The organism is Oceanobacillus sp. FSL W7-1293 (genome assembly GCF_037969815.1).
In the GTDB taxonomy this organism is placed as follows: domain Bacteria; phylum Bacillota; class Bacilli; order Bacillales; family Amphibacillaceae; genus Oceanobacillus; species Oceanobacillus oncorhynchi.
On sequence record NZ_CP150212.1, the window covers coordinates 1,372,677 to 1,395,825 of the forward strand.

The following is a 23,149-nucleotide window of genomic DNA, read 5'->3' on the forward strand; positions in this document are numbered from 1 at the left end:
AACATTAATATAATTCCCTGACCAAAATAAAAATTAGCAGGGAATTATAGGTATGTGATTCTCCATTGGGTATTAGTAAAAATATATCAATCAGAATATTCATACTCTCTCATTTATTTTAAAACTAATTCTTCCTTGAATCCTAAAATAATCGTAACAACACAAGATGTTATAATTGTGGTGATTATCGCAGTTACAATAGCAATAATTGTGTGTTCGAAAATTGGGATAGCTAAAATGGTAGAATATCCATAAATATATGCGGTAGCTCCCATGATTGCAGCAACAATTCCACCTAAAAATCCTCCAGCCATAACTCCATACATGGGTCTCTTTAATCGGAGATTAATCCCATAAATTGCTGGTTCCGTAACTCCTGCTAATATACATCCGACAGCTAAACTAAAGCATTCAGCTTTGAGAGCTTTATCTTTTGCTCTCAATGCAACGCCGAGACACGCACCGCCTTCTGCCATATTATGTAATAAATAGGCAGGTCTGAATAGTACATCGTAACCCGGATTAGCAATTGCTTGAACCATAAATGGAGTAACAGCATGATGCATACCAGTCATTACTAACCAAGGCATACAAGCTGCAAGAATACCTACAGCAAACGGGCCTAAATTCTCAGAAGACCATAAAAATACATGAACAACTTGACTTCCTGCTAATTCTCCTAATGGTCCTATGACAGTAACTCCTAAAATATAAGCGATTGAAATAGTTAACATTCCGACCAAAACTGGACGAATGATTCCTGGTATAATTTTAACTAAGAATTTTTCACAATAATAAGCAAAAATACTAATTAGCAGGGCTGGCAGTAATGTACTACTGTATTCTACTAATGTAACTGACATACCAGCAATGGATAGTGAGGTTCCATCTGCAACCGCAGTCATAAAATCAGGATATACAAGTGCTGCAGCTACTGCCATGCTGTATAGAGGGGTGCCACCTAGTTTCGTACTTGCACCATAGGCTACAAAAATTGGCATAAAATAAAATGGGACATCTGCTAGCATGCTGAGCATTGTATACGTTTGAGAACTTTCAAAAGAACTAGAAGCTAGAGTAATTAATAATAAGAAAACTTTTAGCATCCCTCCAGCTACTAAACCAGGAATCATTGGAGTAACAGCAGCAGATACAAATCCGATGATTTTATTAAAAATTCTAGTTACTGCTTTTTGATCTTCATCATTAGATTTTTCATTTTTAGATGATGATTCTGTTTCCTTTGTATCTTTATTATTATCACTGTATTCTTTAAATGATTTTGAGACCTCATCGTAAATAGGAATTAGGTTTTGGGCTAATACTATTTGTAGCTCATCCCCTGAAAATACAACTCCAATTACCGGCTTTAACTCTTGAATTTTATCTGTATTTACTTTAGACTTGTCCTTAATAAAAAGTCTTAATCTTGTTGAGCAATGAGTTACACTGCTGATGTTATTATTTCCGCCACATAGTTCAACTATTTTATTTGAAATATCATTGTAATCCATTATAACAACTCCTTTTACTCATATTGAGTACTTAAATTTTGAAATAGGCAAGGTGATCATCATAATAATTGAACATTTAAAAGAGACAACTAGATTAACTAGTTCAGAGCAAGTTCTTGCTGAATTTATCCTGGAATATCCTAGACTTGTAGTGAACATATCTCTTGATGAACTTAGTAACCAATGTCATGTTTCTCAAGCAACGATTATTCGTCTTTGTAAAAAGGTTGGCACAAAAGGTTTTTCTGAATTCAAGGTTAAGTTGGCATCTGAATTAACCGCATTTGCCTTAGATGAAAAAGAAATTTCTGTTGACTTACCTATACCTGAAGGATCTTCAACTGAAGATGTGGCAGATATTTTTTATAATTTATCCATTAGAACCTTGGAATACGAGTATAAAGCACTAGATTTCCCATCAATAAAGAAAGCTGCACAAACCATTAATGAAGCAGATATTGTGTATCTTTTTGGAAGAGGGGAATCTTTAATTATTGCAGAGGATTTACATTATAAACTTATCCGCTTAGGCATTTCTTCTATATTAGAACCATTAAACGGGTTTCAAGAAGCAATAAGCATTCAAAATGACAACAATCCTTCTATAAAAAAAGTAGCAATTGTAATTTCTCAATATTCGAACAGCCACCAAATTCACTATACTATTGATGAATTGGTAACAAATAGTATTCCTTTTATCCTTGTGACATCAACATCTGATTCATGGCCTTATGATAAAATTGCTAAAGTAACTTTGCGAGTAAATTCTTCAGAAAGTAGATATAAAATGGGTTCTTTTATTTCAAGAAACTCCATGCTGTATATTCTGGATTGCGTATTTGGTGAATTATTTACCTTGAATTATAAAGAAAACAAAAATAATTTATCAAAATTTGCAAAAAGGAAAATGGAACGAAAGTATTTTTACAAAAGTGATCGAAATAAGAAAGGTATCTAGAAAGCATAATAGCTTTCTAGATATTATTTCCATTATTTTTCACCAAATCTGCGTACCATTCAAAAGAAGCTTTTTTCTTACGGTCCATTGTTCCTTTTCCTTCATTGTCTCTATCAACATAAATAAAACCGTATCTTTTTGCCATTTCGCCTGTACCAGCGCTAACAATATCAATTGGTCCCCAATAAGTATATCCCATGATGTCTACTCCATCTTTAATTGCTTCTTTCAACGCTTTTACGTGATTTTTTATATAATCAATTCTGTAATCATCATGGATTTCTCCTTGGTCATCTATCTCATCAACCTGCCCAAGACCGTTCTCTACAACAAATAAAGGGATTTGGTACCTATCGTATAGTTCATTTAATGTAAAGCGGAGACCAAGAGGATCAATTTGCCATCCCCATGGTGTAGCTTCAATATAAGGGTTTGGTGTACCTTGATCGCCGCCAGTATCTCCATAGAAAGGCTGACCATATTCATGAGTTGATGTTCTATAATAACTAATACCTAAGAAATCACATGTATAGCAGCGAATTAATTCTTCATCTCCTGGTTCCATTTGCACTTCTACACCTTCATCAGCCCAGATTCTAGCAGTATAGCTTGGGTAATACCCACGAATCATTACATCACCAAACATAAGTGATCTTCTCCGCAATTCCATTGTTTCGAAAACATCTTCTGGTTTGCATGTATGAGGGTATACATTACTTAAAGAAAGCATGCAACCTATTTTTGAATTTGGGCATATTTCCCTGAATCGTTTTATCGCTAAACTATTTGCAACGAACATGTGATGACTTGCTTGATAGATTACTTGCTGCTGATTTTCTCCTTCTTCGAAAAAGATTCCACCTGCTCCACCGGGCATTCTTCTCATATTATTGATTTCGTTAAAAGTTAACCAATATTTCACCTTGTCTTTGTATCTGTTAAAAACGGTTTCACAATAATTCAAGAAAAAGTCTATTAACTTTCTATTTCTCCAACTACCATATTTTTTAACTAAATTTAATGGGGTTTCATAATGACTTAAGGTGATTAATGGTTCCATACCTCGTTTTATCATTTCATCAAACAAATCGTCATAATACTTTAAACCAGCTTCATTAGGAGTTTCATCATCTCCATTTGGAAAAATACGAGACCAGTTAATGGAAGTTCTAAAAACATTAAAGTTCATTTCTTCCATCAATGCTAAATCTTCTTTGTATCGATGATAAAAATCAATTGCGTCATGGGTGGGGTAATACTTGTCCTTTTGAATCTCAATATCGTGTTCGTGCTTAATTCCATTTGCGAAACCGGAGGAAATATCTAGGCCTTTACCATCTTCAAGATAAGCTCCTTCTGCTTGATTTGCCGCAATGGCTCCACCCCACATAAAATTTTTGGGGAATTCCGTTTTCAGTTTCTTCATTTTCTAACCTTCTCCTTTGTATTAAAAGTGTGAATTTAGCTTATCCAGTAAACGCATTCAAATCAATAGAATCCATCTAAACAGAATTTTTCTTTCAAAAAAACTCAATAAAAGCTGAATTAGTTGCAAGTTAACTTACAAAAAGTGCTTTGCTCTATTAATATTAAACAGCTTTTTAAATTACCTAATTAGAAAAATTGAAGAAAGTAGGCGGTAGATTTCAGTCCTTAGAGATACGAGTTTCATAGAAGGCTGGGGGGTACTTGGGGGGATTTCCAAACAAATCAAAATTCTAAGTGAATAAAGTAAATGAAGTTTGTATACACACTTATGGAACTTCTAAGAAGTATTAAATCATTAAAGGGAAATTTCGGCATTGCTTCACAGTACTCGATGAAAATTTTTCTATATAGAGGGAACGATTAGTCTCGTGGGAGGTATTAGAAAAGTTGAGATAGATTCTATTCAAGAAGAAAAATAATTCATGTAGAGGTTAGATATTATATCGTATTACGAGAAAACTTAGTGACAATGCTTTTTCCGGTAGTGCGTAATGATGAAAGTCATGTTGTAGATGAAATTGCTGTACATATATATGATAATCAAGAGGAAAATCTATTGGTAAGCAACACTGATTAGAGCCAAGCTTGAAGAGCTTAGCTAATAAATATTAATATACAAAATAAACCTACTAAAATTAACGCTTTTTAAAATAGTAAAAAATTTATATTCATTCCCCTATTGTATTCTTTTAAATATGATGGTAATATGTAAAACGTAACCGTTACTATTTACATAAAAAAGGGGAGAATTTGAATGAGTAAAAACTTGCTCAGAATTGCAGGAATATTATTTCTGGCACTAGTGCTTGCAGCATGTCAAGATACTGCGGACGAAGAAGATACCGGGTCGGAGGAAGAAGCAGCAGCTACGGAAGAAGAAACAACCGAGGATACAGAGGCAGCCGAAGAAGAGGAACATGAGCATGATCATGAGTCCGAAGAAAATGCAGAAGCTGGCGGTGCTGAGATTGAAGGATTCAATGCCCATTATCACACTGGCGATACATTAAATCTTACAGCAGTCTCAGCTGAAGGTGAAGGAGACGGTCATTGGCATTGGTATGTCAGAGGCGGCGATGAAGGGGAATGGGAAGAAGCTGACGGCGGAGATGGAGAAACTTTCGAATCTGAAGCAGTAAACCACCAGCAGATAAAGGCGACATTATATGGTGAAGACCATGAAGTCATCAGTGAAACGGAGCCTGTCACCGTAGTAATTGATGACCACGATGGGGATGTGTATGAAGGCTACTTTGATGATGAAGATGTGGAAGACAGAGATATTTCGGATTGGGCTGGAGAGTGGAAATCCATCTACCCTTACTTTGAAGAAGGTGCTCTTGACGAAGTGTATGAGCATCGAGCTGAAGAAAGTGACGATATGACATTTGAAGAGTACAAGGAGTATTATGACACAGGTTATGCAACAGATGTAGATAACATCGAAATTACAGAAGATGGGGAGTTTACCTTCCATGAAGGGGATACAACCTATTCAGGAACCTATGCATATGACGGCTACGAAATCCTTGAATATGAAGCAGGGAACCGTGGTGTCCGGTTCCTGTTTGAATTAGAAGAAGGCGATGAGGAAGCACCTCAGAACATTCAGTTCAGCGACCATATCATCGCACCACAGAAATCTTCTCATTTCCATATTTATTGGGGAGATGACAAAGACGAACTTTTGGAAGAAGTTGACCAATGGCCGACTTACTATCCTGAAGATTGGAGCGAGGAACAGATTATAGATGATCTGTACTTGCACTAAGCGTTTAAGAATTTATATACTGTGCTGTTACATGTAAATAATTGAAGAAAGCCTATAGACCTTATCGATTCTATATTAAAAGGTTTATAGTCTTTCTTTTTAAATAGCAATTGAGAAATAGAACGAGAATCCAAGCCCATTCCTTTTCTAGGAGAACGCATACATTAAAAGTGGATGTGAAAAGAGAAAGGAATGAGCATGAATATGGATGAGATGCATATGCCTTCTGCACAACAATATAATCAACATGGAATGATGGATTCCCGGCTCTTTTTTGGAGGACCGGGGCCGTGGGGACCGGGATTTTTCGGCCCAGGATTTGGTCCGGGATTCGGCCCGGGTTTTTATGGACCTGGCTTTGTTGGATCAGGTTTTGGAGGTCCGTATTATGGAAACCCAGTTTTCCAATATGGCGTGCCGTTTTTGGGCGGAGTCATCACAGGTATGGCGATTGATAATTTTCCTCGGTCTAACCCATATGGATACGCAAATCCTTATTGGGAAGGAAATCAGTCTAGTTAAGTAAAAATTATCCTGCTGTGAGAAGAGTCTTTCCTGTAGAAGTTTTGTACGGAATTTGGTGGAGACATCCCTTGTTGTAAAATGGATGAAATCGGAAGAGAAGTGAAAGATAAGAACAGCAGAAAAAGGCATTCCAGTTCATTAGTCTGGAATGCCTTTTCACACGTTAAGCTGAAGGATTTTTACGAACGAATAACAAATAGCTTAACAACCCGCCAAGATTGGCAATCACTATGGTGATCCCCATTGGAACAGCTGTATTTTCTCCGGCAATCCCCACAAAAGGGATCGCAATGCCTCCTAATAGATAAGGCAGAATTCCTAAGAAAGCTGATGCGCTCCCTGCATGCTTTTTCTGATTGCGCATAGCTAAAGAAAAAGTTAAAGGCGTGCTGATCCCCGTACAGGAAACAACCATAAATAAAGGAATAACAATCAAAGGTAAAGGTGCCTGTATCCAGGTCATGAAAAATAAAATAATGCTAAATAAAGTAGAGATGCACAGTCCGATGTAAAGGAGTTTGTCTTCCTCTATTTTTTTGTGATTCTCCCAATGATTCTGGTGCCGAGTATAATTCCAGCGCCGTTTAAAGCAAACAAGAAGCTGAACATTTGCGGTGATACCCCGTAAATGGACTGATAAATAAACGGTGTACCGGAAACATTAGCAAACACACCTGCCACGATTAACCCTTGAGTCAGCCCGTAGCCTAAAAATCGTTTATTCTTTGTTAATTTGCCAAACGTTATCAAGGTTTCTTTGATATTTCCATCGACCCGATTAGAGGCAGGATTTGTTTCAGGCAGAACGATAAAGATAAATGCTAATATGGCCAGTGTCAGAAATCCGAGCAATAGAAAAATGCCCTGCCAATTTGTGAAGTTGAGAACTGCTCCGCCGATAATGGGAGCTAAAATAGGTCCGACTCCAACAAAGAGGGTGATTAATCCATATAGTTTGGTTAAATCCTTACCAGAATAGATATCCCGGACGATTGCTCTGGAAATGACAACTCCTGCTGAAGCAGTCAACCCTTGAAAAAATCTGGCAGCAATGAAAAGCCAGATGGAGGGAGCGAAGATGCATAAGACAGAAGCAAATACATAAAGAATCAATGCAGAAATAAGCGGCATTTTTCTCCCGCGCTTATCACTTAATGGACCAAAAACAATTTGGCCGGCGGCAAGACCTAGCAAACAAAAGGTCAAGCTTAATTGGACATTGGAAGCGCTTGTTCCAAACTCATTAGCAATCGTTGGAAAACTCGGCAGATACATATCGACCGTCAACGAACCAAAGGCCGCTAAAATACCTAATAGGGTACTTATAGCTATTTTTCTGGAATTTGAAATTGTATTTTTAGAAATGCTGTTTGCGGATTCCATGTAATTCAATCACCCTATTCATTAGTTTCTCTTTTACTTTTTACAGTTTAGATTAACAAAGAATGGAGCAGGTGTATAATACCTAAAATAGAAGAGGTGATGCCTTATAAGCATATTCACAAATTTAATAGGCATTAGACGATATAGATACGCAGCAGTAAAATAGTAACTGTAAAGGATAATAAGTATAGATACAGTATTTTCAGGTGTTTATTCAGTTATAGAATAGATAACTTGGAAGGAGAAAAACGTAACAAGAGGAAGCAGAAATTTCTTAGATCCATATCCGAAATGGGAGGAATAAAGAATGGCAAAGAATGAAGAAGTTAAAAATGGCGTGATTTTTCCAGCAGGAGAAAAAAATGATGCATTTGCACAATATTTTGTAGGCCAAAGCTATTTGCAAAGCTTAGTAGCCGATCCGGAAATCAATGTAGGTGTCGGTAATGTCACATTCGAACCTGGATGCCGTAACAATTGGCATATCCATCATGACGGATATCAATTATTGCTGGTAACTGGCGGCGAAGGATGGTATCAGGAAGAAGGAAAACCGGCACAATTCTTAAAGCCTGGTGATGTGGTCGTAACGCATGATGGTGTCAAGCATTGGCATGGTGCAACCAAGGACAGCTGGTTTGAGCATATTGCCATCACAGCTGGAACACCAGAATGGCTGGAGCCTGTATCGGATGAAATTTACCTGAGATTAGAAGAAAATAAATAATAGAAAGAGGGATGAATCATGGCAAAGAAACAAACAGCAGGTCGTGACAATTTAGGAGAATTCGCTCCTCAATTTGCAGCATTGAATGATGATGTTTTATTTGGTGAAGTGTGGTCTAGAGAGTCTGAATTGTCTCCGCGTGACCGCAGCATGATTACCTGTGCAAGCTTAATGACTCAAGGTGTACCGCAATTAGAAGCGCATTTGAAAATAGCAAAACAAAATGGCGTAACCAAAGAAGAAATCGTGGAATTGATTACGCATGTTGCATTTTATACAGGGTGGCCAAAAGCTTGGTCTGCCTTTAATTTAGCAAAAGACATTTTTGATGAAGAATAAGTGGAAGACTAGCATATAATCAAAAAAATGATGACAATCTTAAATATAGGTTTGACCGCAATTGGCTCCCTTTAATATGAAGAGATAGGATGAACCCTCTCTTTTCATATAAAGGGAGTCTTTTTTGTGGTAAAGAGGAAATGTACTTCGACTAAGCTCTCTATATCGAGGAAGGATGTTAAATGGAACGTAACCTTGGATAAGTAAAAAACAATTGGCTTTAATATTATAAAAAAACATGAAAAATGCAATATGAACATCCTATTGTCATCGAAAAAGACACAAACCTTAGTTAAAACGTCATTTATACAGCGGTTTTTCAAGCAGGAAATCCTATTTTACCGTTTTGCATTCCCCATACATAGCCGCTATGATTAAAAGCAAATTTAATATTACCTGGGGATGTGATAAACTAATGATAACGACAGTAAAAGAAAATACCGACAGCTATGATGCAAAGAATACGGACTATGACGGGCTTTGGAAAAATTTGATTGAAGAACTGTTTCAAGAATTTATGGAATTTTTTGCATCCGATCTGTATCCGGAAATTGATTTTGAAAAAGAAGTAGATTTCCCGAATATAGAACTTTTTCAGTTTGTAATTAATTCAAGAAAAGGCAGGAAATATTCAGATAGGTTAGCCAAAGTGACGCTGAAGAACGGTGAAGAAAAATACGTCTTCGTCCATATTGAAGTGCAGGCTATTGGAGAGCAAGACTTTGCTGAACGCATGTTTAAGTACTTTTATCGAATCTATGACAAACATAAGCATCCGATTTATTCCATCGCCCTGCTGACAGATGCAAGTCACCAGCATTATGAAGATACGTTTCGTTATTCTTTCTACGGAACAGAATTAACTTACTTATACAATGTCTATCGATTTTACGGAAAGGATAAGGAGAAACTGAAAAAATCTGATAATCCATTCGCTTTAGCAGTGCTTGCAGGAATCTATGTTAGTGAAAACTCAGGCAGAACAGAGAAGGATGATGAAAAAAGGTTCCAATTTAAGCAGCAGCTTATCAGCCTGGCACTCGAAAAATATTCGCACCGTGACACCTATCTTTCAGCCCTATTGTATTTTATCGATTATATCCTGCAGGTTCCAGCGGAATTACAGGAAAAACTGTATGAATCATTACCAATCGCAGAAAACGAAAAGGAGGAAGGAAAAATCATGGGAATGGAAAAATTGAGAGATACCCCGACGTTTGGAAGACTGTTTAGAGAAATCGAGGAAGAGGCGACAAAAAAGGGCATGGAAAAAGGCATGGAACAAGGCATGAAACAAGGCATGGAACAAGGCATAGAACAAGGCATGGAGAAAGGTATGGAAAAAGGTATAGAACGAGGTAGACAGGAAGGAGTAGAAGTAGGAAAAGAACAAGGAATAAAGCAAGGCAGGGTAGAAGCGGAACGGAATTTTGCCGCCAAGCTGTTAGAGAGAAACTATTCGGATGAAGAAATCACTCAATTAACAAGCCTCAACATGGAAGAAGTAAAAATGCTTCGGGAATCACTTGAAAATTAATGTAGAAAACAAATGAGAAAAATGATGCTTGTTGCATAAGTTCAAACTTGGTTGCTGCTTCATGGCTTCATAGTAACCAAGTTTTTTTATGTACATTTTCAAAATAACTTTAGTAAAAATTGCAATCAGAGAAGGAATTCAAGCTTTCTTCATTCAGCTATATTTATTATACTTTTCCACCAGAAATAATTATAATGGATTGAAAAGAATGCATGAAATAGGATTCAAAAAAGCCCAATAAAAATGAGGAGATCAAATTGGAATTAAGAGTATTGCGCTATTTTTTAGTAATTGCTGAAGAGGGAAGTATTTCAAAAGCCTCCGAGGTTCTTCATATAACACAGCCTACGTTAAGCAGACAAATAAAAGAGTTGGAAGAAGAACTGGGTGCGGAATTATTTATTCGTGAAAAAAGAAATATGACACTTACCAAAGCTGGAGAGTACCTGGTAGACAGAGCTCAGGAAATTTTATCTTTATCAGATAAAACAACGCAGGAATTTATGAATCAGCGCAAGCAATTATTTAGCGGACATCTTTCTATCGGATGCGTCGAAGCAGATAATTCAGACACGCTTTCCATGATTCTGGAGGAATTTATTACAGATTATCCTGAAGTAACGTTTAGCATTTTCAGTGGTACCGGTGAGGATATTATTGATAAGCTGGATCGAGGATTATTAGACGTTGGCGTATTAATAAAACCAATCTCAACGGAAAAGTATGATTATGTCTCTTTTCCAAAAAAAGAGAAATGGGGATTATTGGTAGAAAAAAGCTCTTTTCTAGCTCAGAAAACGTCACTGGAACCAAAAGATTTAATTGGAGTGCCGCTGCTCGCTCCAGTTCGAAAAGAAGTACAAAAAATGCTTTCAACGTGGATGAATAAGGACTTAAACGAATTGAATATCGCCGGGGATTATAATTTGATTTTTAATGTGTTTTCATTAGTTGAAAATAAAATAGCCTCCGCGCTTGCGATCGAAGGAGCAATTATCCCCCGGCAGGATGAACGCTTCCGGTTTATCCCCTTGAATCCGTTGCTGGAAACACAATGTGTATTTGCCTGGCGAAAAAATGTCATGTTTTCTCCGGTAGTGCAAGAATTTATTAAAAGAATGAATGATGCCTTTAAAGTGTAGTTTATATTTTTGATAGTGTGATGGATTTTCAGTTTATAGAAATCAATCTCTTGATTAATTTCGTATAAAAAAGTAACCGGCTAATCGATATTTTGATTAGCCGGTTTTGTATCATCCTATTACACATTGCGCGGTAATATTTTTACAGTTGCACTGACGGGTCCTTCTTCCAGCATTGGAGAAAGATACATGCTGGAACCATATTTTTTTCTATATGCTTCGTCTATTTCTTCTGTTAACGCAGGATTATTATCCATTGGTTCAAATGTGACGTCATATTCTTGTCCAGCTAACTTTATCTTTCCTGCTTTTTGTTCAACGGCTGATTGATACCATCTGGAACGCTGGCCGTTATAGGCACGGACATACAGGTTGTTATCTGCTACGACAGACCAGATCCAAGTCGGTGTTCCAGGTGTTTTTCCATCGCTGTAAAACGGGGAGATATACATATCATCCGCTGTAGAGAACGTTTCAAGCTGTTCTTGTGTCCAATTTGATTGCATGGTTTCTACCTCCTTATTCTTTAATGACTATTCTAATACTTAAAGTTCACTTTAGGTCAAGTAAAAGGATTGGAGGACTCTTTTATAGATGAATTAGAGTTTCCATGCGTTATTTACAGTTTCTACTACCTTCTCAGAAAGAATTGGGGTACGCTCAATCATCGTTTGTGCCAGTGTTGAGTCGGAAACCGCCTGTTGCAAAGAGACGATGGGAACGAAGGCGACAAGATTTAGAAAAAGGAAAACAACCAAATATACTTTTACAAAACCAAATGCTCCGCCAAGCCAGCTGTTTAAGATATTTATCAATGGCAGGTTTGCTAAAAAATGAAGGATGGAGCCCAGAATGTTCCATAAAATTCTTGTACCGATAAGCAAGAACAGAAAAGCAATACTTTGATAATAAATGGGTTCGAAATAACTGTCTGCTGCACCGGGGTAAGGGATCCAGTTTAAATGCGGGGCAATATCATTAAAAAATAGATAGGCAACGACAAGTGAAACAATAAAGCCCGTTATATTTACAAATTGTAGAACCAATCCTTGTTTCAGACCAATAAAGAAGCCGCCGACTAAAATAAGGGAAATAATTAATGTCAGTATCATTATATCCGCTTCCTTTCGCGATGATGGTATATTTTCTTGAGGGATAATGAAGCGTTAGCTGCTAGAGAGTTCGTATTAGTTAAATATTTCTATAGGTGATTGCGTATAAAATCATCCTTCACTTTATATTTTTTCTCTATATTGCTTCCCCTGCAATCCAGAGTTGATTACTTATTTAAAAAACGTCGCAATCGTAACGTTAACTTAATATTATCATTTGAAGTTGACTTCAAGTCAATAATGAAGGCTAATAAAATATACTGTTATTTTTTAGTTTTCTAATATAAGTTGTCAATAATAGAAGGAAATAATTTTCAAGACTGATTTTATTATAAATGTATAAATTGTTGATGCGCCAAATATGAATGTTTTTAACGGTAACCCAGCTGATCTTTTCGATATAGCATAAAAGTACTTGCGGCGGGGGAACAGTACATTTTGAGGAAGAATAAATAACTTTCTAACATAATATTTCAACGGAAAACCCTTTTATATGAGATATTAAAAATAACAGTCGGCATCGAAAAAGTCCAGTTCCTTATTGGACGCTTTCGATGCCGATTTTGCGTAAAGTCATCTGATCGATTAATTTTCATCTATCTGGTCAGGCTGAACTATCCATGCAGCTTTATTCTGGTAATCTCTGTTATTTGAAGTATAAAGACCAAAGAAAACAATATAGTCATCTGCACTTTCACGCATGTCGATAGCGATTTTATGGTTTGCTTCTTCACCCGGTTCTAATGAAATAGAATTTGTTGGATTGTCGGAGTCGATATTATTTTGATCATCGAGATACCAAGCACCCATTCCGAGCCGATCCCCTTTTGTCAGTTCGTCGTTCAGGATGACGGATTCCTCTGCTCCTGAAGCTGCATCTGGTTTTTCTACTTCAATGTGACTGTCTCCCAGGTTCTCGAATGTAAAATCACCGACCAGGTAAAATTCATCCCCGTCTTTCGTTTCTGCTCCAAGGTCCTGTGTTTTTTCTACACTGTTTAACGTTACAGCAAGCGGAAGGTTTTCTGATTGTGTGATGACATAGCCTTTGTCTCCCATTTCAAGCCCCATTTGGTCTTCGAGTTCAATTGGCTCAGCATCGGCATCACGGATTACTTCTTCCGGAAGATTTGCGCCCGCTTCTTGATTTTCACTATCATCTTCCTGAGTGCCAGCGGTGTTGGTATCAGAAGCTTCCGTTTCATCGTTTTCTCCGCCGCATGCCATTAGTAATGCGCTTACAAATAAAATCATCATAATCAATACATACTTTTTCATTATGTAACACCTCCTCCTTCGTTATGGTGGATAAATAATATCATATATTACCATACCATAGAGGACTGATTATTTCTATTTATCTAATAAAAGGAGAAGGGTATGAATGAAGAGGTTTTTCCTTTATTTAACAATTTTTATTGATGTGAAACTAATTTAATAAATCCTTTAAAATGTTTTATGTTGAGATGAGTAATTGAGATTCAAGCCTACTGAAGGAAGTTTCACTTTATAAAGATTACCGTACTTATGTTAAACTTCATATAAAAGTCGTCTAAAGGAGGTCACAGTACGGCAATGTCTAAACAATATCAAAATTTACTTGCTGGAAAACTCTACAAAACAGACGAAAAGATTCAAAGCATGAAAGAGAAAGGGAGATATTTATCCAGACTGTTTAACGAGACAACAGAAAAAGAAAATACGAAAAGAAAGAAATTAATTAAACAGCTATTTGGAAGTACAGGAGAAAACTATACTGTCAAACCCCCATTTTATTGCAGTCACGGCTTGCATATTTACGTGGGAGATAATTTTTTCTGCAATTTTAACTGTATTTTTTTAGACTTAAACAAGATTCATATTGGCAATAATGTTGCAATTGGTCCGAGAGTCAGCATTTAAACTGCGCTGCATCCCATTGATAGAGAGGGGAGAAATACTGGTCTAGAATATGCCTTGCCAGTTATCATTGAAGATGATGTTTGGATAGCAGGGGATGTTGTAATCAATCCAGGGGTAACTATTGGTGGAGGAAGTGTAATTGGTTCCGGATCTGTCGTGACAAAGAACATACCAAAAAATGTTGTTGCTTTGGGGAATCCTTGTAGTGTTCATAGAGAAATTACAGAAAAAGATAAAAGTGATTGGGAGGCAATGTACGAAGCGTATCAAGCAAGTATAGAATAAAAGTATTCATCATAATTGTTGTAGAGAATGGAAGAGCAGAGGAACGAATTCTGTTATTATGGATTTAATGATACTAACTCAGTGCACTTGTGACGAACAAAGCAATATCCAGCAGGTGCATACTTATTTAAATGGATTATAAAATCTCGGACTGGATTTCTTGTTAAGAGAGGCCATCCGAAGGGAGAGAAAAAAATATGAAAATAGAACACGTGGCAATTTGGGTGAAGGATTTAGAAAAGATGAAGGAATTTTATGAAACGTATTTTCAAGCGGTTGCAGGTGAGAAGTATCATAATGAAAAGAAGGGCTTTGAATCCTATTTTCTAACATTTGATACATCTGCACGCTTAGAAATCATGTGTAGATCAGATATTGAACAATCCGCTTCTGCTGAGCTGCTAGGCTGGGCTCATATTGCTCTTTCGCTGGGCAGCAAAGAGCTCGTTGACCAAATGACTGCCAGATTAAAAAAGGATGGCTACCCGCTTGTAAATGGTCCGCGTGTGACTGGAGACGGGTATTATGAAAGTGTCTTTGAGGACCCAGAAGGTAACTTGATAGAATTGACTGTGTAATAGGAGAAGCCGATGGATATAGGGTTGTTTCGGATTCCTTCGTCATAAAGGAAGTACCCGATAATATTTTAATTGCCGGGAATCCAGCAAGCGTATTAGAAAACATAGATGGAATAAATTTGATAGAAAGTATGAAGGAGCTTATGGATATGAAAACAGAAAAAGAAAAAATGTTATCTGGAGAGATGTACGATCCGGAGGACTCCGTTTTATTAAAAGAGCGTCAAGAAGCGAGAGGGAAGGTTCGGCTATATAATCAAACGTTGGAAACAGAAGAAGAAAAACGCTCGAAATTATTGAAGGAACTGCTTGGTGCCACTGGAGAAAACGTTTATATGGAGCCGAACATCAGATTTGATTACGGAAGTAACACCTACGTAGGAGAAAACTTCTTTGCCAACTTCGACTGTACGATTTTGGATGTATGTGAAGTTCGATTTGGAGATAATTGCATGCTTGCGCCCGGCGTTCAAATTTATACCGCAACCCATCCCATTGACCCAATCGAGCGTAATTCAGGAAAAGAATACGCAAAGCCGATTACGATTGGAAACAATGTGTGGATCGGGGGAAGTGCAGTCATTAATCCGGGAGTAACTGTCGGAAATAATGCGGTTATTGCATCCGGCGCGGTCGTTGTGAAGGATGTACCGGATAATGTAGTCGTTGGCGGGAATCCGGCCAGGGTTATCAAAATTGTGAAAGATGAAGCGGACGAAAAAGTCTCGGAAAGTGTTCTGACATGAGAATGGGAAAAGAAAAACCGGGCGGGCGTCCGGTTTTTTGATTAAGTCTTTACCTTCTCTGGAAATAGGTTGATAAATGCCGTCAATGATGCCGGAATATACCTGTCTTTTCTATAAATAAATACGGTTTTCACTTTCTCATATGGATGAGGGATGGAATGTTGTTTCAGGCTTCCCTCTTGTATATGTTTAGAAACAACACTTAACGGAAGCATGCTTAGGCCAAGTCCCGCCGATACACATCCAATAATTGCCTCCATTGTTCCGAGCTCCATCACTTTAGCAGGAATCACCCCCTCCTGGTGCAGCCAATGTTTAAGCTTTTCCCGGTAAGCACACCCTGAGCGGAAGACGAGTACGGTATCGGTTTGAATATCTTTGATGGAAGCGATATCCGGATGCTTTGTATCGGTTATCAGAACCATTTCCTCTTCGAATACTTCCTTTTGGATGAGAGCAGGGTGCTCAACAGGTGCGGCAATAAATGCACCGTCGATCTGATGCTGAAGCACACCCTGGATATTTTGTTCGGTAGGACCTGTTTTTAAGGTTAAATCCACTTTGGGAAAAGTCCGATGATACGTTGAAAGAAAAGGCGGTAAACGCACGGCCGCAGTTGTTTCCATGGACCCGATAATTAACGATCCGCCGGGTGTCTGATCATCCTTCATCGCCGCTTCTGTCTCTTCTATCAGATGGAATATTTTTTCGCTGTATGCTAAAAGCAAGCTTCCTTTGTCCGTCAATGTCATCCCGCGATTATATCTATAAAAAAGGGGGCTTTGCAGGCTTTTCTCCAATTGCTGAATTTTCATGGTAATGTTTGATTGTGCATATTGGAGCTCTTTTGCAGCCTGTGAAATACTCCCCAACCTCGCAACCGTACGAAAAATGTTTAATAAATGCAAATCCATATAAGTCCCTCCTCCTGTTTTCTTTGCTATCTAATGTATTGATATCCAATATCATAATTACGTATTATTCAATATACCAAAAAAAATGTATAATTTATATATCATTATTTAATCGAAAACAATATAGTCCACAATGAAATGCTGCATGATAAGAAAAATAGAGACGTGAAGGAAAAGAACAGGGAGGCGGGAAATGATGCTACGTAATGAAATGACAAAATGTTTAAAGATAGCGTATCCGATTATACAGGCACCAATGGCTGGCGGGGTGACTACTTCAAAATTAGTAGCCGAGACTTCGAATGCAGGCGGTTTGGGGATGGTTGGGGCAGGGTACATGGCTCCAACGCAAATACGGGATCAAATCAAGGAAATTCAGAAGCTGACCTCAAAGCCGTTTGGAATTAATTTGTTTGTCCCTCAACCATTCGATGTTTCAGAAGATAGTATGAAAGCGGCGAATCAGGCTTTAACCACAATTCGTCAGCAATTACATTTACCTGATAAGGATAACTTTGGAATTGCTGATTATAATGAAGTTTTGGAAGTATTTAAAGAACAGATTCAGGTTGTCATCGAAGAACAGGTTCCTATTTGCTCCTTTACCTTTGGCATTCCATCCCAGGAAGTGATTGCAGAATTAAAACAACATAATATAACGCTGATGGGAACTGCTACAACGGTTATGGAGGCAGTTCAAAATGAAGCGGCAGGAATGGATATGGTCGTGGTCCAAGGAAGTGAAGCTGGAGGTCACCGAGGAGGGTTTCTTAATCAGGAACAGGAAAGCTCTGATTCTGTCGGTTTAATGTCTTTGCTTCCACAAGTGACGGATGCGATAACGATACCTGTCGTTGCTGCTGGAGGAATCATGGATGGGAGAGGATTAGCAGCCTCGATGTGTTTAGGTGCACAGGGAGTGCAAATGGGGACGGCCTTTCTGACTTGTGTCGAAAGCGGAGCACATCCGGTCCACAAGGAAGCCATTCTGAGCATTAGTGAGGATCAAACGGTCTACACCCGGTCATTTTCTGGTAAATGGGCGCGGGGAGTTAAAAATCATTTTATCTTAGAAATGCAAAATCATGAAGTATATTTGCCGGATTTTCCTGTTCAAAATACACTGACGCAGGATATTAGAAAAGCTGCCTCTGCAGAGAATAATCCAGATTTCATGTCTCTTTGGTCCGGGCAAAGTACCAGGTTAGCTAAAAGCCAAACGGTTGAAGCATTAATTGAAAATATGGTTGCAGAAGCTAAAAAATTAAATATAAACATATAGAAGATGTATTATTTACTCCTTTTTGTATGACGGGGGCAGCTGAATATTAAGCTGTCCCTTTTTGATATGCAGGGTATGTGAAGCAGGGGCTGTCGATACAATAATATTGTAGCCTTAATATCACTTGACTCAATAGAGGCAAAAATAGATTGCCTTATATATGACCTAGCTCCCCCATAATCCCCGTGTTTTACAGCGTCCATCCAAATGTGTAACATAATTAGGCAAAGGGGGAATAGGATAATGACAAACCAAATGAAGCGCTTTGAAGGTAAAGTAGCATTGGTGACTGGAGGGCGTTCGGGAATCGGGCAAGCCATCGCGTGTCGCCTGCACCAAGAGGGCGCGACTGTCATCACTGCACAGCGCGGCGAGGATAAGGTGTTTGACTGGATTTCTGCCGATTTCTCCGACCCGCAGACACCTGACCGTGTTGTAGCGGAGGTCATTGATCGTGCTGGACGGCTGGATGTTCTAATTAATAATGCAGGCATGATGATGGAAGCGAGCATCGAAGAAATGACTTTAGAGGATTGGCAGCGCAACATTAATTTGAATCTGACTGCACCGTTTCTATTGACACGTGCCGCATTGCCTTATTTGCGCAAGACACAAGGCAGTATTGTCAATACCAGTTCAGTGGAGGGGATGGCTGCAAACCCTGGGCATGCGGCCTATGCTGTCACAAAGTCCGGTATTTTAGGGTTAACTCGTTCCATAGCAGTTGATCATGGACAGGAAGGAATACGTTGCAATGCTGTTGCACCTGGATGGATCGACACCGATCTAAACATTAATCTTATCGAAAATTCACCAGATGCCGAAGCGTTCAAACGCGATCTCGGAAAAATTCATCCTGTAGGACGGACTGGAAAACCGGAGGAGGTAGCAGCGCTGGTTGCTTTTCTTGCTGCTGATGAAGCAGGCTTTATCACAGGACAGGTCTATACGGTTGATGGAGGCAGAACAACCAAACTGAGTTTGCCTTAATTTTTTCTCTTTTGAAATATATTGTAATGAAGCGATTTCAAACACATTAATTTTACGATTTACTCCCCCTGCAGTAGTTTTCAGGCCTGCTTTAGGGGGAGGTATTCCTCTGCTCCTTTTTCATTTTCCCAATATATAGATCTGACAAAATTTAACGTATTATCCCGGAAAAGCTTCCTTTTAATACGTTTTTGCCGTGTTGGTTTTTGCATAAGAAGGTTGTATCAATTGTTTTTCGATTCTTTTTTGTTTCTTTATATTCTTCAATGAATACTTCACAAGTGATCGTGTCTCCGGTTAAGACAGGGCGTAGAAATTCAAAATTTGCATTACGGGCAAGCACGTTGTTATCTCCGCCAATTTTTGTCGGCAGTGTGGCAGTCAACAGCCCTTGAATAACGAGTCTTCCTTGTTCATCAGGAGTTTGGTGATGAATACCTGCATCACCTGAAAGTGCTGTGAATAATTCAACATCTTTTAATGTAAAAGTTCGTTCAAATGTAATGGTGTCTCCAGCTTTTAATGACATGATATCTATTCCTCCGGTTTAGTTGTAAATAGTAAATAGTAAATATTTTAGAAATATATTTTTATTTTATAGTAGTTTACTTCTTTAAGCTATTCATCATGTGTGTCGATATGATATAACTCAATATGCTTCCTGTCAGCTTATTTATGGCAAAGCTTTTTTAAAACGACGTAAGATGAATTCATTGAAACATGCATTCACCCTGTTGTTAATTTAAAAATACCAACATCAACAATAAAAAAGTCTTCCCTAATTAAGGAAAGACCAGATTATCTAAGTGTATAAAGCCCTTCTGCTATACCTACAGCAGAGATACCAAGCTTTTCATGATTTGTTGTAACAGCAGCTATACTATTTTTAAATAAACAAATCTAAAATATAATAAATAGCCCCGCCAAGCGCAGCAGTTATTGGCAATGTAATCACCCAGGTGACAACCATCCGTTTGGCTACTCCCCAGTTAACTCCCTTCGGCCGGTGCGAGGCTCCAACCCCAAGGATGCCGGACGAAATTACATGGGTCGTACTTACAGGTAAATGAATGAGTGTTGCTCCAAAGATGACACCAGCGCCAGTAAGGTCAGCCGCAACGCCATTTACCGGACGGATTTTCATAATTTTTCCGCCGACTGTTTTGATGATCCGCCATCCGCCGACAGAAGTTCCAAGCGCCATTGCTGTAGCACATGAAGCCTGTACCCAAAAGGGGATATCTGTCGTTGGGTGCATACCGCCGACAATCAATGCCATCGTAATAATCCCCATTGATTTTTGAGCGTCATTCGTACCATGGGCAAAGGATTGTACCGATGCTGTTAAAATTTGTACGAGCCGAAATCGTTTATTGGTTTTTGCTAAATTGCTGTTTTTAAAAATAACTTTAATAATACTGTATATAATATATCCGATGATAAAGGCAATCACTGGCGAGGAGAGCAGCCCTTCAAGAATAGATAGAAATCCTTGAAAATGGATGGCATGAACTCCTGCTGATACAATAACCGCTCCCGTAATAGCTCCGATAATTGCGTGAGAGGAGCTGCTCGGGATTCCTGCATACCATGTCACCAGATTCCAGATGATTGCCGCAATCAAAGCGGCTAAAATAACGACTAACCCATTATCCAATTCAAATGGGTCCGTAATGCCGCTCGTAATCGTTTGAGCAACGCCGGTAAAGGTTAATGCTCCGACAAAATTCATTACAGCGGCCAATATAATTGCTCTTCTGGGTGTCAGGGCTTTCGTTGATACTGATGTTGCAATGGCGTTTGCTGTATCGTGAAACCCGTTTATAAAGTCGAAGAGAAGAGCAAAAATTACAATCAATACGATAATTATAGTAAGAAAATCCATTTTTTAACCACTCTTTTACGCGTTTTTCATGATGATACTTTGAAGTGTACTTGCTGCATTTTGACAATAGTCAGCAATCTCTTCCAGAATCTCATAAATTTCTTTATACTGAATAACTTTAATAGCATCCTTTTCGGTTTGGAATAAGTTCCTTAAGGATTCACGGTATAACTCGTCGCAGTTACTTTCATATTCTTTGATCCGAATGGCATGCCCTTCTACATCTTTTAATTGATAGTCAGCAATCAATTCCATGGACGTCAAAATTTCTTCGGCGCATTTCAATATATAATTTGTAAATTGGTCAATATAATCATCTGAAGATAAAATATGATAAATATCCATTCTGGAGGAGAACTCTTCAATCCCATCCATAATGTCATCCAGATTATTGACAAGCTGAAGAATATCCTCGCGCTCAATCGGCGTAATAAAAGCCTGATTTAACTCTTTAATAATTTCATGAACCTTATCATCCGCGACGGATTCATGTTTTTTTATCGTATCGGAAAATTGTTTCAGTGTCTCCGAGTCTTTTACCTTGAAATGAACAAAATAATCTGCCGTTTCATGTAAATGCTTTGCAAAATCAACGAGATAAAGGGAAAATTTATCTGGTTTTTTCTTGAACATATTTCTTAACCTCCATTAAACAAAAAGAAACTTCGTATCCTTGTTTCCTATATATTTTACCAGTGATTTATAGAAAATAAAAAATAACTGTCCGATTTTGTCCATTTTCGTCACGAAGTACATTATACACTTTCATTTGATATTTTGTAGCTTTCTGTTAAAGAATATCCAAATATTTTTCATAATGAATTTCCGTAATTTTCTGGTTTTACCCTCGGGAGATAGATGAGGAGGGGAAAAAACAATGTATTTCTATTCCGGGAAGTGCTGAACGAAGGATATGTAAAGACAGGTTTTATCCAATTATAATAAAAAAACGATTGACCTATAGTTGACTATAGGTACTATAATCATTTTCAAAGCGGATAAGCTATAAAATATAGTCTATTCGTTTTATTTATACAAGGAGATGTTCACATGATTTTAAATGAAACGTATCAGTTGTCCAATAAGGTTGAAATTCCTAAATTAGGTCTTGGAACGTGGTTTATTGATAATGATGATGCCGCGCAGGCAGTGATAGAGGCTGTGAAACTTGGTTATCGTCATATTGATACAGCTCAGGCTTATGGGAATGAAAGCGGCATCGGTCAAGGAATTAAAAATTGTGGTGTGAATCGAGAAGATTTATTTATTACCACAAAACTTGCTGCAGAAATAAAATCCTATGAAGAAGCTGTTTCATCGATTAACGAATCCCTGGAGACGTTAGATCTTGATTATATTGACATGATGATTATCCATAGTCCGCAGCCGTGGATGGAGTTTGACGGAGAAGAGCGATTCTTTGAAGGGAATCGCGAGGCTTGGCGTGCTCTTGAAGAAGCATATGAAGCGGGGAAACTTCGTGCCATCGGTGTATCAAATTTTCAAAAAGAGGATTTAGATAACATTCTTGATCATTGCAATGTCAAACCAATGGTTAACCAGATTTTAGCTCATATCAGCAATACACCATTTGATTTGATTGCATATACGCAGGAACAGGGCATACTTGTTGAGGCTTATTCACCAATTGCTCATGGAGAATTGTTTAAAAATGAAAAAGTAGCAGCTATTGCCAAAAAATATGATGTTTCCATTCCGCAATTAAGCATCCGCTATACGTTGCAGCTTGGCTTACTGCCATTGCCAAAAACGGCTAATCCGGAGCATATGAAAAATAATGCCGATGTAGACTTTACCATTTCTGATGAGGACATGGAATTTTTGAAAAATGTCGAGCGCATTGAAGATTATGGGGATGCGAGTTATATGCCTGTGTTTGGCGGGAAATTGAAATAAAAGAATACAGCCTCTCACTTAAATAGCTTTTCTTATCCAAATCGTAAATTTATTGATAACGCTTATGCAGGTTTGATGTTACCCAGAAAAGGGAACAATTTATTGGATAAAGCACTCCATAAATAAGTAGATAAACCAGCGTATAAGGGGGGGT

Annotated in this window: 25 protein-coding genes; 14 read left to right on the plus strand and 11 right to left on the minus strand. The window is 38.0% G+C overall.

What is annotated here, in order from left to right; genetic code table 11:
- Positions 1-113 precede the first annotated feature (113 nt).
- On the minus strand, positions 114-1,514 hold the full coding sequence (locus MKY65_RS06895; protein ID WP_339183494.1) for a PTS transporter subunit EIIC: 1,401 nt from the start codon (positions 1,512-1,514) through the stop codon (positions 114-116).
- 52 nt (positions 1,515-1,566) lie between these two features.
- On the opposite strand from MKY65_RS06895, the gene MKY65_RS06900 reads away from it, so the two are divergent.
- Entirely contained in the window at positions 1,567-2,472 is a 906-nt protein-coding gene (locus MKY65_RS06900; protein ID WP_339183495.1) for a MurR/RpiR family transcriptional regulator, read from the plus strand.
- A 16-nt stretch (positions 2,473-2,488) separates the two neighbouring features.
- On the opposite strand, the gene MKY65_RS06905 is transcribed toward MKY65_RS06900, so the two are convergent.
- The gene (locus MKY65_RS06905; protein WP_339183497.1) at positions 2,489-3,898 is read right to left on the minus strand and encodes a family 1 glycosylhydrolase; all 1,410 of its coding nucleotides are present in this window, start codon (positions 3,896-3,898) and stop codon (positions 2,489-2,491) included.
- A gap of 816 nt (positions 3,899-4,714) precedes the next feature.
- Here MKY65_RS06905 and MKY65_RS06910 point away from each other — a divergent pair.
- Together MKY65_RS06910 and MKY65_RS06915 are read left to right on the plus strand one after the other, a co-directional pair.
- Positions 4,715-5,731 (plus strand): ZinT/AdcA family metal-binding protein, encoded by a 1,017-nt coding sequence (locus tag MKY65_RS06910; RefSeq protein WP_339183498.1) that lies wholly within the window; start codon positions 4,715-4,717, stop codon positions 5,729-5,731.
- 192 nt (positions 5,732-5,923) lie between these two features.
- Positions 5,924-6,253: a hypothetical protein gene (locus MKY65_RS06915; protein ID WP_339183499.1), complete on the plus strand. Its 330-nt coding sequence runs from the start codon at positions 5,924-5,926 to the stop codon at positions 6,251-6,253.
- A 166-nt stretch (positions 6,254-6,419) separates the two neighbouring features.
- Here the strand turns inward: MKY65_RS06915 and MKY65_RS06920 are convergent, their stop codons facing one another.
- Both MKY65_RS06920 and MKY65_RS06925 read right to left on the minus strand, forming a co-directional pair.
- Positions 6,420-6,719 carry a hypothetical protein gene (locus MKY65_RS06920; protein WP_339183501.1) on the minus strand — a complete coding sequence of 100 codons (300 nt, stop codon included), beginning with the start codon at positions 6,717-6,719 and terminating at the stop codon, positions 6,420-6,422.
- Positions 6,720-6,784: 65 nt separating this feature from the next.
- Positions 6,785-7,639, minus strand: coding sequence for a multidrug effflux MFS transporter (locus tag MKY65_RS06925; protein WP_339183503.1), 855 nt, complete (start codon positions 7,637-7,639; stop codon positions 6,785-6,787).
- A gap of 307 nt (positions 7,640-7,946) precedes the next feature.
- Here MKY65_RS06925 and MKY65_RS06930 point away from each other — a divergent pair, with 307 nt between their 5' ends.
- From MKY65_RS06930 to MKY65_RS06945, 4 genes are all read left to right on the plus strand, one after another.
- Complete coding sequence (locus MKY65_RS06930) at positions 7,947-8,366, plus strand: cupin domain-containing protein (protein ID WP_339183505.1); 420 nt, start codon at positions 7,947-7,949, stop codon at positions 8,364-8,366.
- Between the two features lie 18 nt (positions 8,367-8,384).
- A complete protein-coding gene (locus tag MKY65_RS06935) occupies positions 8,385-8,705 on the plus strand; it encodes a carboxymuconolactone decarboxylase family protein (protein WP_339183507.1) in 321 nt (106 codons plus the stop codon).
- Positions 8,706-9,120: 415 nt separating this feature from the next.
- Positions 9,121-10,242: an Rpn family recombination-promoting nuclease/putative transposase gene (locus tag MKY65_RS06940; protein ID WP_339183509.1), complete on the plus strand. Its 1,122-nt coding sequence runs from the start codon at positions 9,121-9,123 to the stop codon at positions 10,240-10,242.
- A gap of 257 nt (positions 10,243-10,499) precedes the next feature.
- The gene (locus MKY65_RS06945; RefSeq protein WP_339183511.1) at positions 10,500-11,384 is read left to right on the plus strand and encodes a LysR family transcriptional regulator; all 885 of its coding nucleotides are present in this window, start codon (positions 10,500-10,502) and stop codon (positions 11,382-11,384) included.
- 119 nt (positions 11,385-11,503) lie between these two features.
- Here the strand turns inward: MKY65_RS06945 and MKY65_RS06950 are convergent, their stop codons facing one another.
- From MKY65_RS06950 to MKY65_RS06960, 3 genes are all read right to left on the minus strand, one after another.
- Positions 11,504-11,890, minus strand: a complete 387-nt coding sequence (locus tag MKY65_RS06950; protein ID WP_339183513.1) for a DUF2255 family protein — start codon at positions 11,888-11,890, stop codon at positions 11,504-11,506.
- A 93-nt stretch (positions 11,891-11,983) separates the two neighbouring features.
- A complete protein-coding gene (locus MKY65_RS06955) occupies positions 11,984-12,496 on the minus strand; it encodes a CvpA family protein (RefSeq protein WP_339183514.1) in 513 nt (170 codons plus the stop codon).
- 585 nt (positions 12,497-13,081) lie between these two features.
- On the minus strand, positions 13,082-13,774 hold the full coding sequence (locus MKY65_RS06960; protein WP_339183515.1) for a hypothetical protein: 693 nt from the start codon (positions 13,772-13,774) through the stop codon (positions 13,082-13,084).
- A gap of 297 nt (positions 13,775-14,071) precedes the next feature.
- Between MKY65_RS06960 and MKY65_RS06965 the strand changes: the two genes are divergently transcribed.
- The 4 genes from MKY65_RS06965 (at position 14,072) to MKY65_RS06980 (ending at position 16,007) form a co-directional block, all read left to right on the plus strand.
- Positions 14,072-14,398 carry a maltose acetyltransferase domain-containing protein gene (locus MKY65_RS06965; protein ID WP_339183516.1) on the plus strand — a complete coding sequence of 109 codons (327 nt, stop codon included), beginning with the start codon at positions 14,072-14,074 and terminating at the stop codon, positions 14,396-14,398.
- 54 nt (positions 14,399-14,452) lie between these two features.
- Positions 14,453-14,683, plus strand: a complete 231-nt coding sequence (locus MKY65_RS06970; protein ID WP_339183518.1) for a hypothetical protein — start codon at positions 14,453-14,455, stop codon at positions 14,681-14,683.
- Between the two features lie 197 nt (positions 14,684-14,880).
- Positions 14,881-15,261 (plus strand): VOC family protein, encoded by a 381-nt coding sequence (locus tag MKY65_RS06975; protein WP_339183520.1) that lies wholly within the window; start codon positions 14,881-14,883, stop codon positions 15,259-15,261.
- Between the two features lie 149 nt (positions 15,262-15,410).
- Positions 15,411-16,007, plus strand: coding sequence for a sugar O-acetyltransferase (locus tag MKY65_RS06980; protein ID WP_339183522.1), 597 nt, complete (start codon positions 15,411-15,413; stop codon positions 16,005-16,007).
- 41 nt (positions 16,008-16,048) lie between these two features.
- Here MKY65_RS06980 and MKY65_RS06985 read toward each other — a convergent pair whose 3' ends face one another.
- A complete protein-coding gene (locus MKY65_RS06985; RefSeq protein WP_339183523.1) occupies positions 16,049-16,921 on the minus strand; it encodes a LysR family transcriptional regulator in 873 nt (290 codons plus the stop codon).
- Positions 16,922-17,117: 196 nt separating this feature from the next.
- On the opposite strand from MKY65_RS06985, the gene MKY65_RS06990 reads away from it, so the two are divergent.
- Entirely contained in the window at positions 17,118-18,203 is a 1,086-nt protein-coding gene (locus MKY65_RS06990) for a nitronate monooxygenase (protein ID WP_339185150.1), read from the plus strand.
- Positions 18,204-18,446: 243 nt separating this feature from the next.
- A complete protein-coding gene (locus MKY65_RS06995) occupies positions 18,447-19,193 on the plus strand; it encodes an SDR family oxidoreductase (RefSeq protein WP_339183525.1) in 747 nt (248 codons plus the stop codon).
- A 151-nt stretch (positions 19,194-19,344) separates the two neighbouring features.
- Here MKY65_RS06995 and MKY65_RS07000 read toward each other — a convergent pair whose 3' ends face one another.
- The 3 genes from MKY65_RS07000 to MKY65_RS07010 all read right to left on the minus strand — a co-directional run bounded on the left by MKY65_RS07000 (position 19,345) and on the right by MKY65_RS07010 (position 21,711).
- Positions 19,345-19,722 (minus strand): MaoC family dehydratase N-terminal domain-containing protein, encoded by a 378-nt coding sequence (locus MKY65_RS07000; RefSeq protein WP_339183526.1) that lies wholly within the window; start codon positions 19,720-19,722, stop codon positions 19,345-19,347.
- A gap of 357 nt (positions 19,723-20,079) precedes the next feature.
- Positions 20,080-21,078, minus strand: coding sequence for an inorganic phosphate transporter (locus MKY65_RS07005; RefSeq protein WP_339183529.1), 999 nt, complete (start codon positions 21,076-21,078; stop codon positions 20,080-20,082).
- A gap of 15 nt (positions 21,079-21,093) precedes the next feature.
- On the minus strand, positions 21,094-21,711 hold the full coding sequence (locus tag MKY65_RS07010) for a DUF47 domain-containing protein (protein WP_339183532.1): 618 nt from the start codon (positions 21,709-21,711) through the stop codon (positions 21,094-21,096).
- A 417-nt stretch (positions 21,712-22,128) separates the two neighbouring features.
- Between MKY65_RS07010 and MKY65_RS07015 the strand changes: the two genes are divergently transcribed.
- Positions 22,129-22,995: an aldo/keto reductase gene (locus MKY65_RS07015; RefSeq protein WP_339183533.1), complete on the plus strand. Its 867-nt coding sequence runs from the start codon at positions 22,129-22,131 to the stop codon at positions 22,993-22,995.
- Positions 22,996-23,149 lie beyond the last annotated feature (154 nt).

What these genes read in the sequence shown, in the direction of transcription:
- MKY65_RS06895 (WP_339183494.1), bottom strand. Translation starts at nt 1,514, where the DNA reads ATGGATTACAATGATATTTCAAATAAAATAGTTGAACTATGTGGCGGA.
- MKY65_RS06905 (WP_339183497.1), bottom strand. Translation starts at nt 3,898, where the DNA reads ATGAAGAAACTGAAAACGGAATTCCCCAAAAATTTTATGTGGGGTGGA.
- MKY65_RS06910 (WP_339183498.1), top strand. Translation starts at nt 4,715, where the DNA reads ATGAGTAAAAACTTGCTCAGAATTGCAGGAATATTATTTCTGGCACTA.
- MKY65_RS06915 (WP_339183499.1), top strand. Translation starts at nt 5,924, where the DNA reads ATGAGCATGAATATGGATGAGATGCATATGCCTTCTGCACAACAATAT.
- MKY65_RS06920 (WP_339183501.1), bottom strand. Translation starts at nt 6,719, where the DNA reads ATGACCTGGATACAGGCACCTTTACCTTTGATTGTTATTCCTTTATTT.
- MKY65_RS06925 (WP_339183503.1), bottom strand. Translation starts at nt 7,639, where the DNA reads ATGGAATCCGCAAACAGCATTTCTAAAAATACAATTTCAAATTCCAGA.
- MKY65_RS06930 (WP_339183505.1), top strand. Translation starts at nt 7,947, where the DNA reads ATGGCAAAGAATGAAGAAGTTAAAAATGGCGTGATTTTTCCAGCAGGA.
- MKY65_RS06935 (WP_339183507.1), top strand. Translation starts at nt 8,385, where the DNA reads ATGGCAAAGAAACAAACAGCAGGTCGTGACAATTTAGGAGAATTCGCT.
- MKY65_RS06940 (WP_339183509.1), top strand. Translation starts at nt 9,121, where the DNA reads ATGATAACGACAGTAAAAGAAAATACCGACAGCTATGATGCAAAGAAT.
- MKY65_RS06950 (WP_339183513.1), bottom strand. Translation starts at nt 11,890, where the DNA reads ATGCAATCAAATTGGACACAAGAACAGCTTGAAACGTTCTCTACAGCG.
- MKY65_RS06955 (WP_339183514.1), bottom strand. Translation starts at nt 12,496, where the DNA reads ATGATACTGACATTAATTATTTCCCTTATTTTAGTCGGCGGCTTCTTT.
- MKY65_RS06960 (WP_339183515.1), bottom strand. Translation starts at nt 13,774, where the DNA reads ATGAAAAAGTATGTATTGATTATGATGATTTTATTTGTAAGCGCATTA.
- MKY65_RS06965 (WP_339183516.1), top strand. Translation starts at nt 14,072, where the DNA reads ATGTCTAAACAATATCAAAATTTACTTGCTGGAAAACTCTACAAAACA.
- MKY65_RS06975 (WP_339183520.1), top strand. Translation starts at nt 14,881, where the DNA reads ATGAAAATAGAACACGTGGCAATTTGGGTGAAGGATTTAGAAAAGATG.
- MKY65_RS06980 (WP_339183522.1), top strand. Translation starts at nt 15,411, where the DNA reads ATGAAAACAGAAAAAGAAAAAATGTTATCTGGAGAGATGTACGATCCG.
- MKY65_RS06985 (WP_339183523.1), bottom strand. Translation starts at nt 16,921, where the DNA reads ATGGATTTGCATTTATTAAACATTTTTCGTACGGTTGCGAGGTTGGGG.
- MKY65_RS06990 (WP_339185150.1), top strand. Translation starts at nt 17,118, where the DNA reads ATGCTACGTAATGAAATGACAAAATGTTTAAAGATAGCGTATCCGATT.
- MKY65_RS06995 (WP_339183525.1), top strand. Translation starts at nt 18,447, where the DNA reads ATGACAAACCAAATGAAGCGCTTTGAAGGTAAAGTAGCATTGGTGACT.
- MKY65_RS07000 (WP_339183526.1), bottom strand. Translation starts at nt 19,722, where the DNA reads ATGTCATTAAAAGCTGGAGACACCATTACATTTGAACGAACTTTTACA.
- MKY65_RS07005 (WP_339183529.1), bottom strand. Translation starts at nt 21,078, where the DNA reads ATGGATTTTCTTACTATAATTATCGTATTGATTGTAATTTTTGCTCTT.
- MKY65_RS07010 (WP_339183532.1), bottom strand. Translation starts at nt 21,711, where the DNA reads ATGTTCAAGAAAAAACCAGATAAATTTTCCCTTTATCTCGTTGATTTT.
- MKY65_RS07015 (WP_339183533.1), top strand. Translation starts at nt 22,129, where the DNA reads ATGATTTTAAATGAAACGTATCAGTTGTCCAATAAGGTTGAAATTCCT.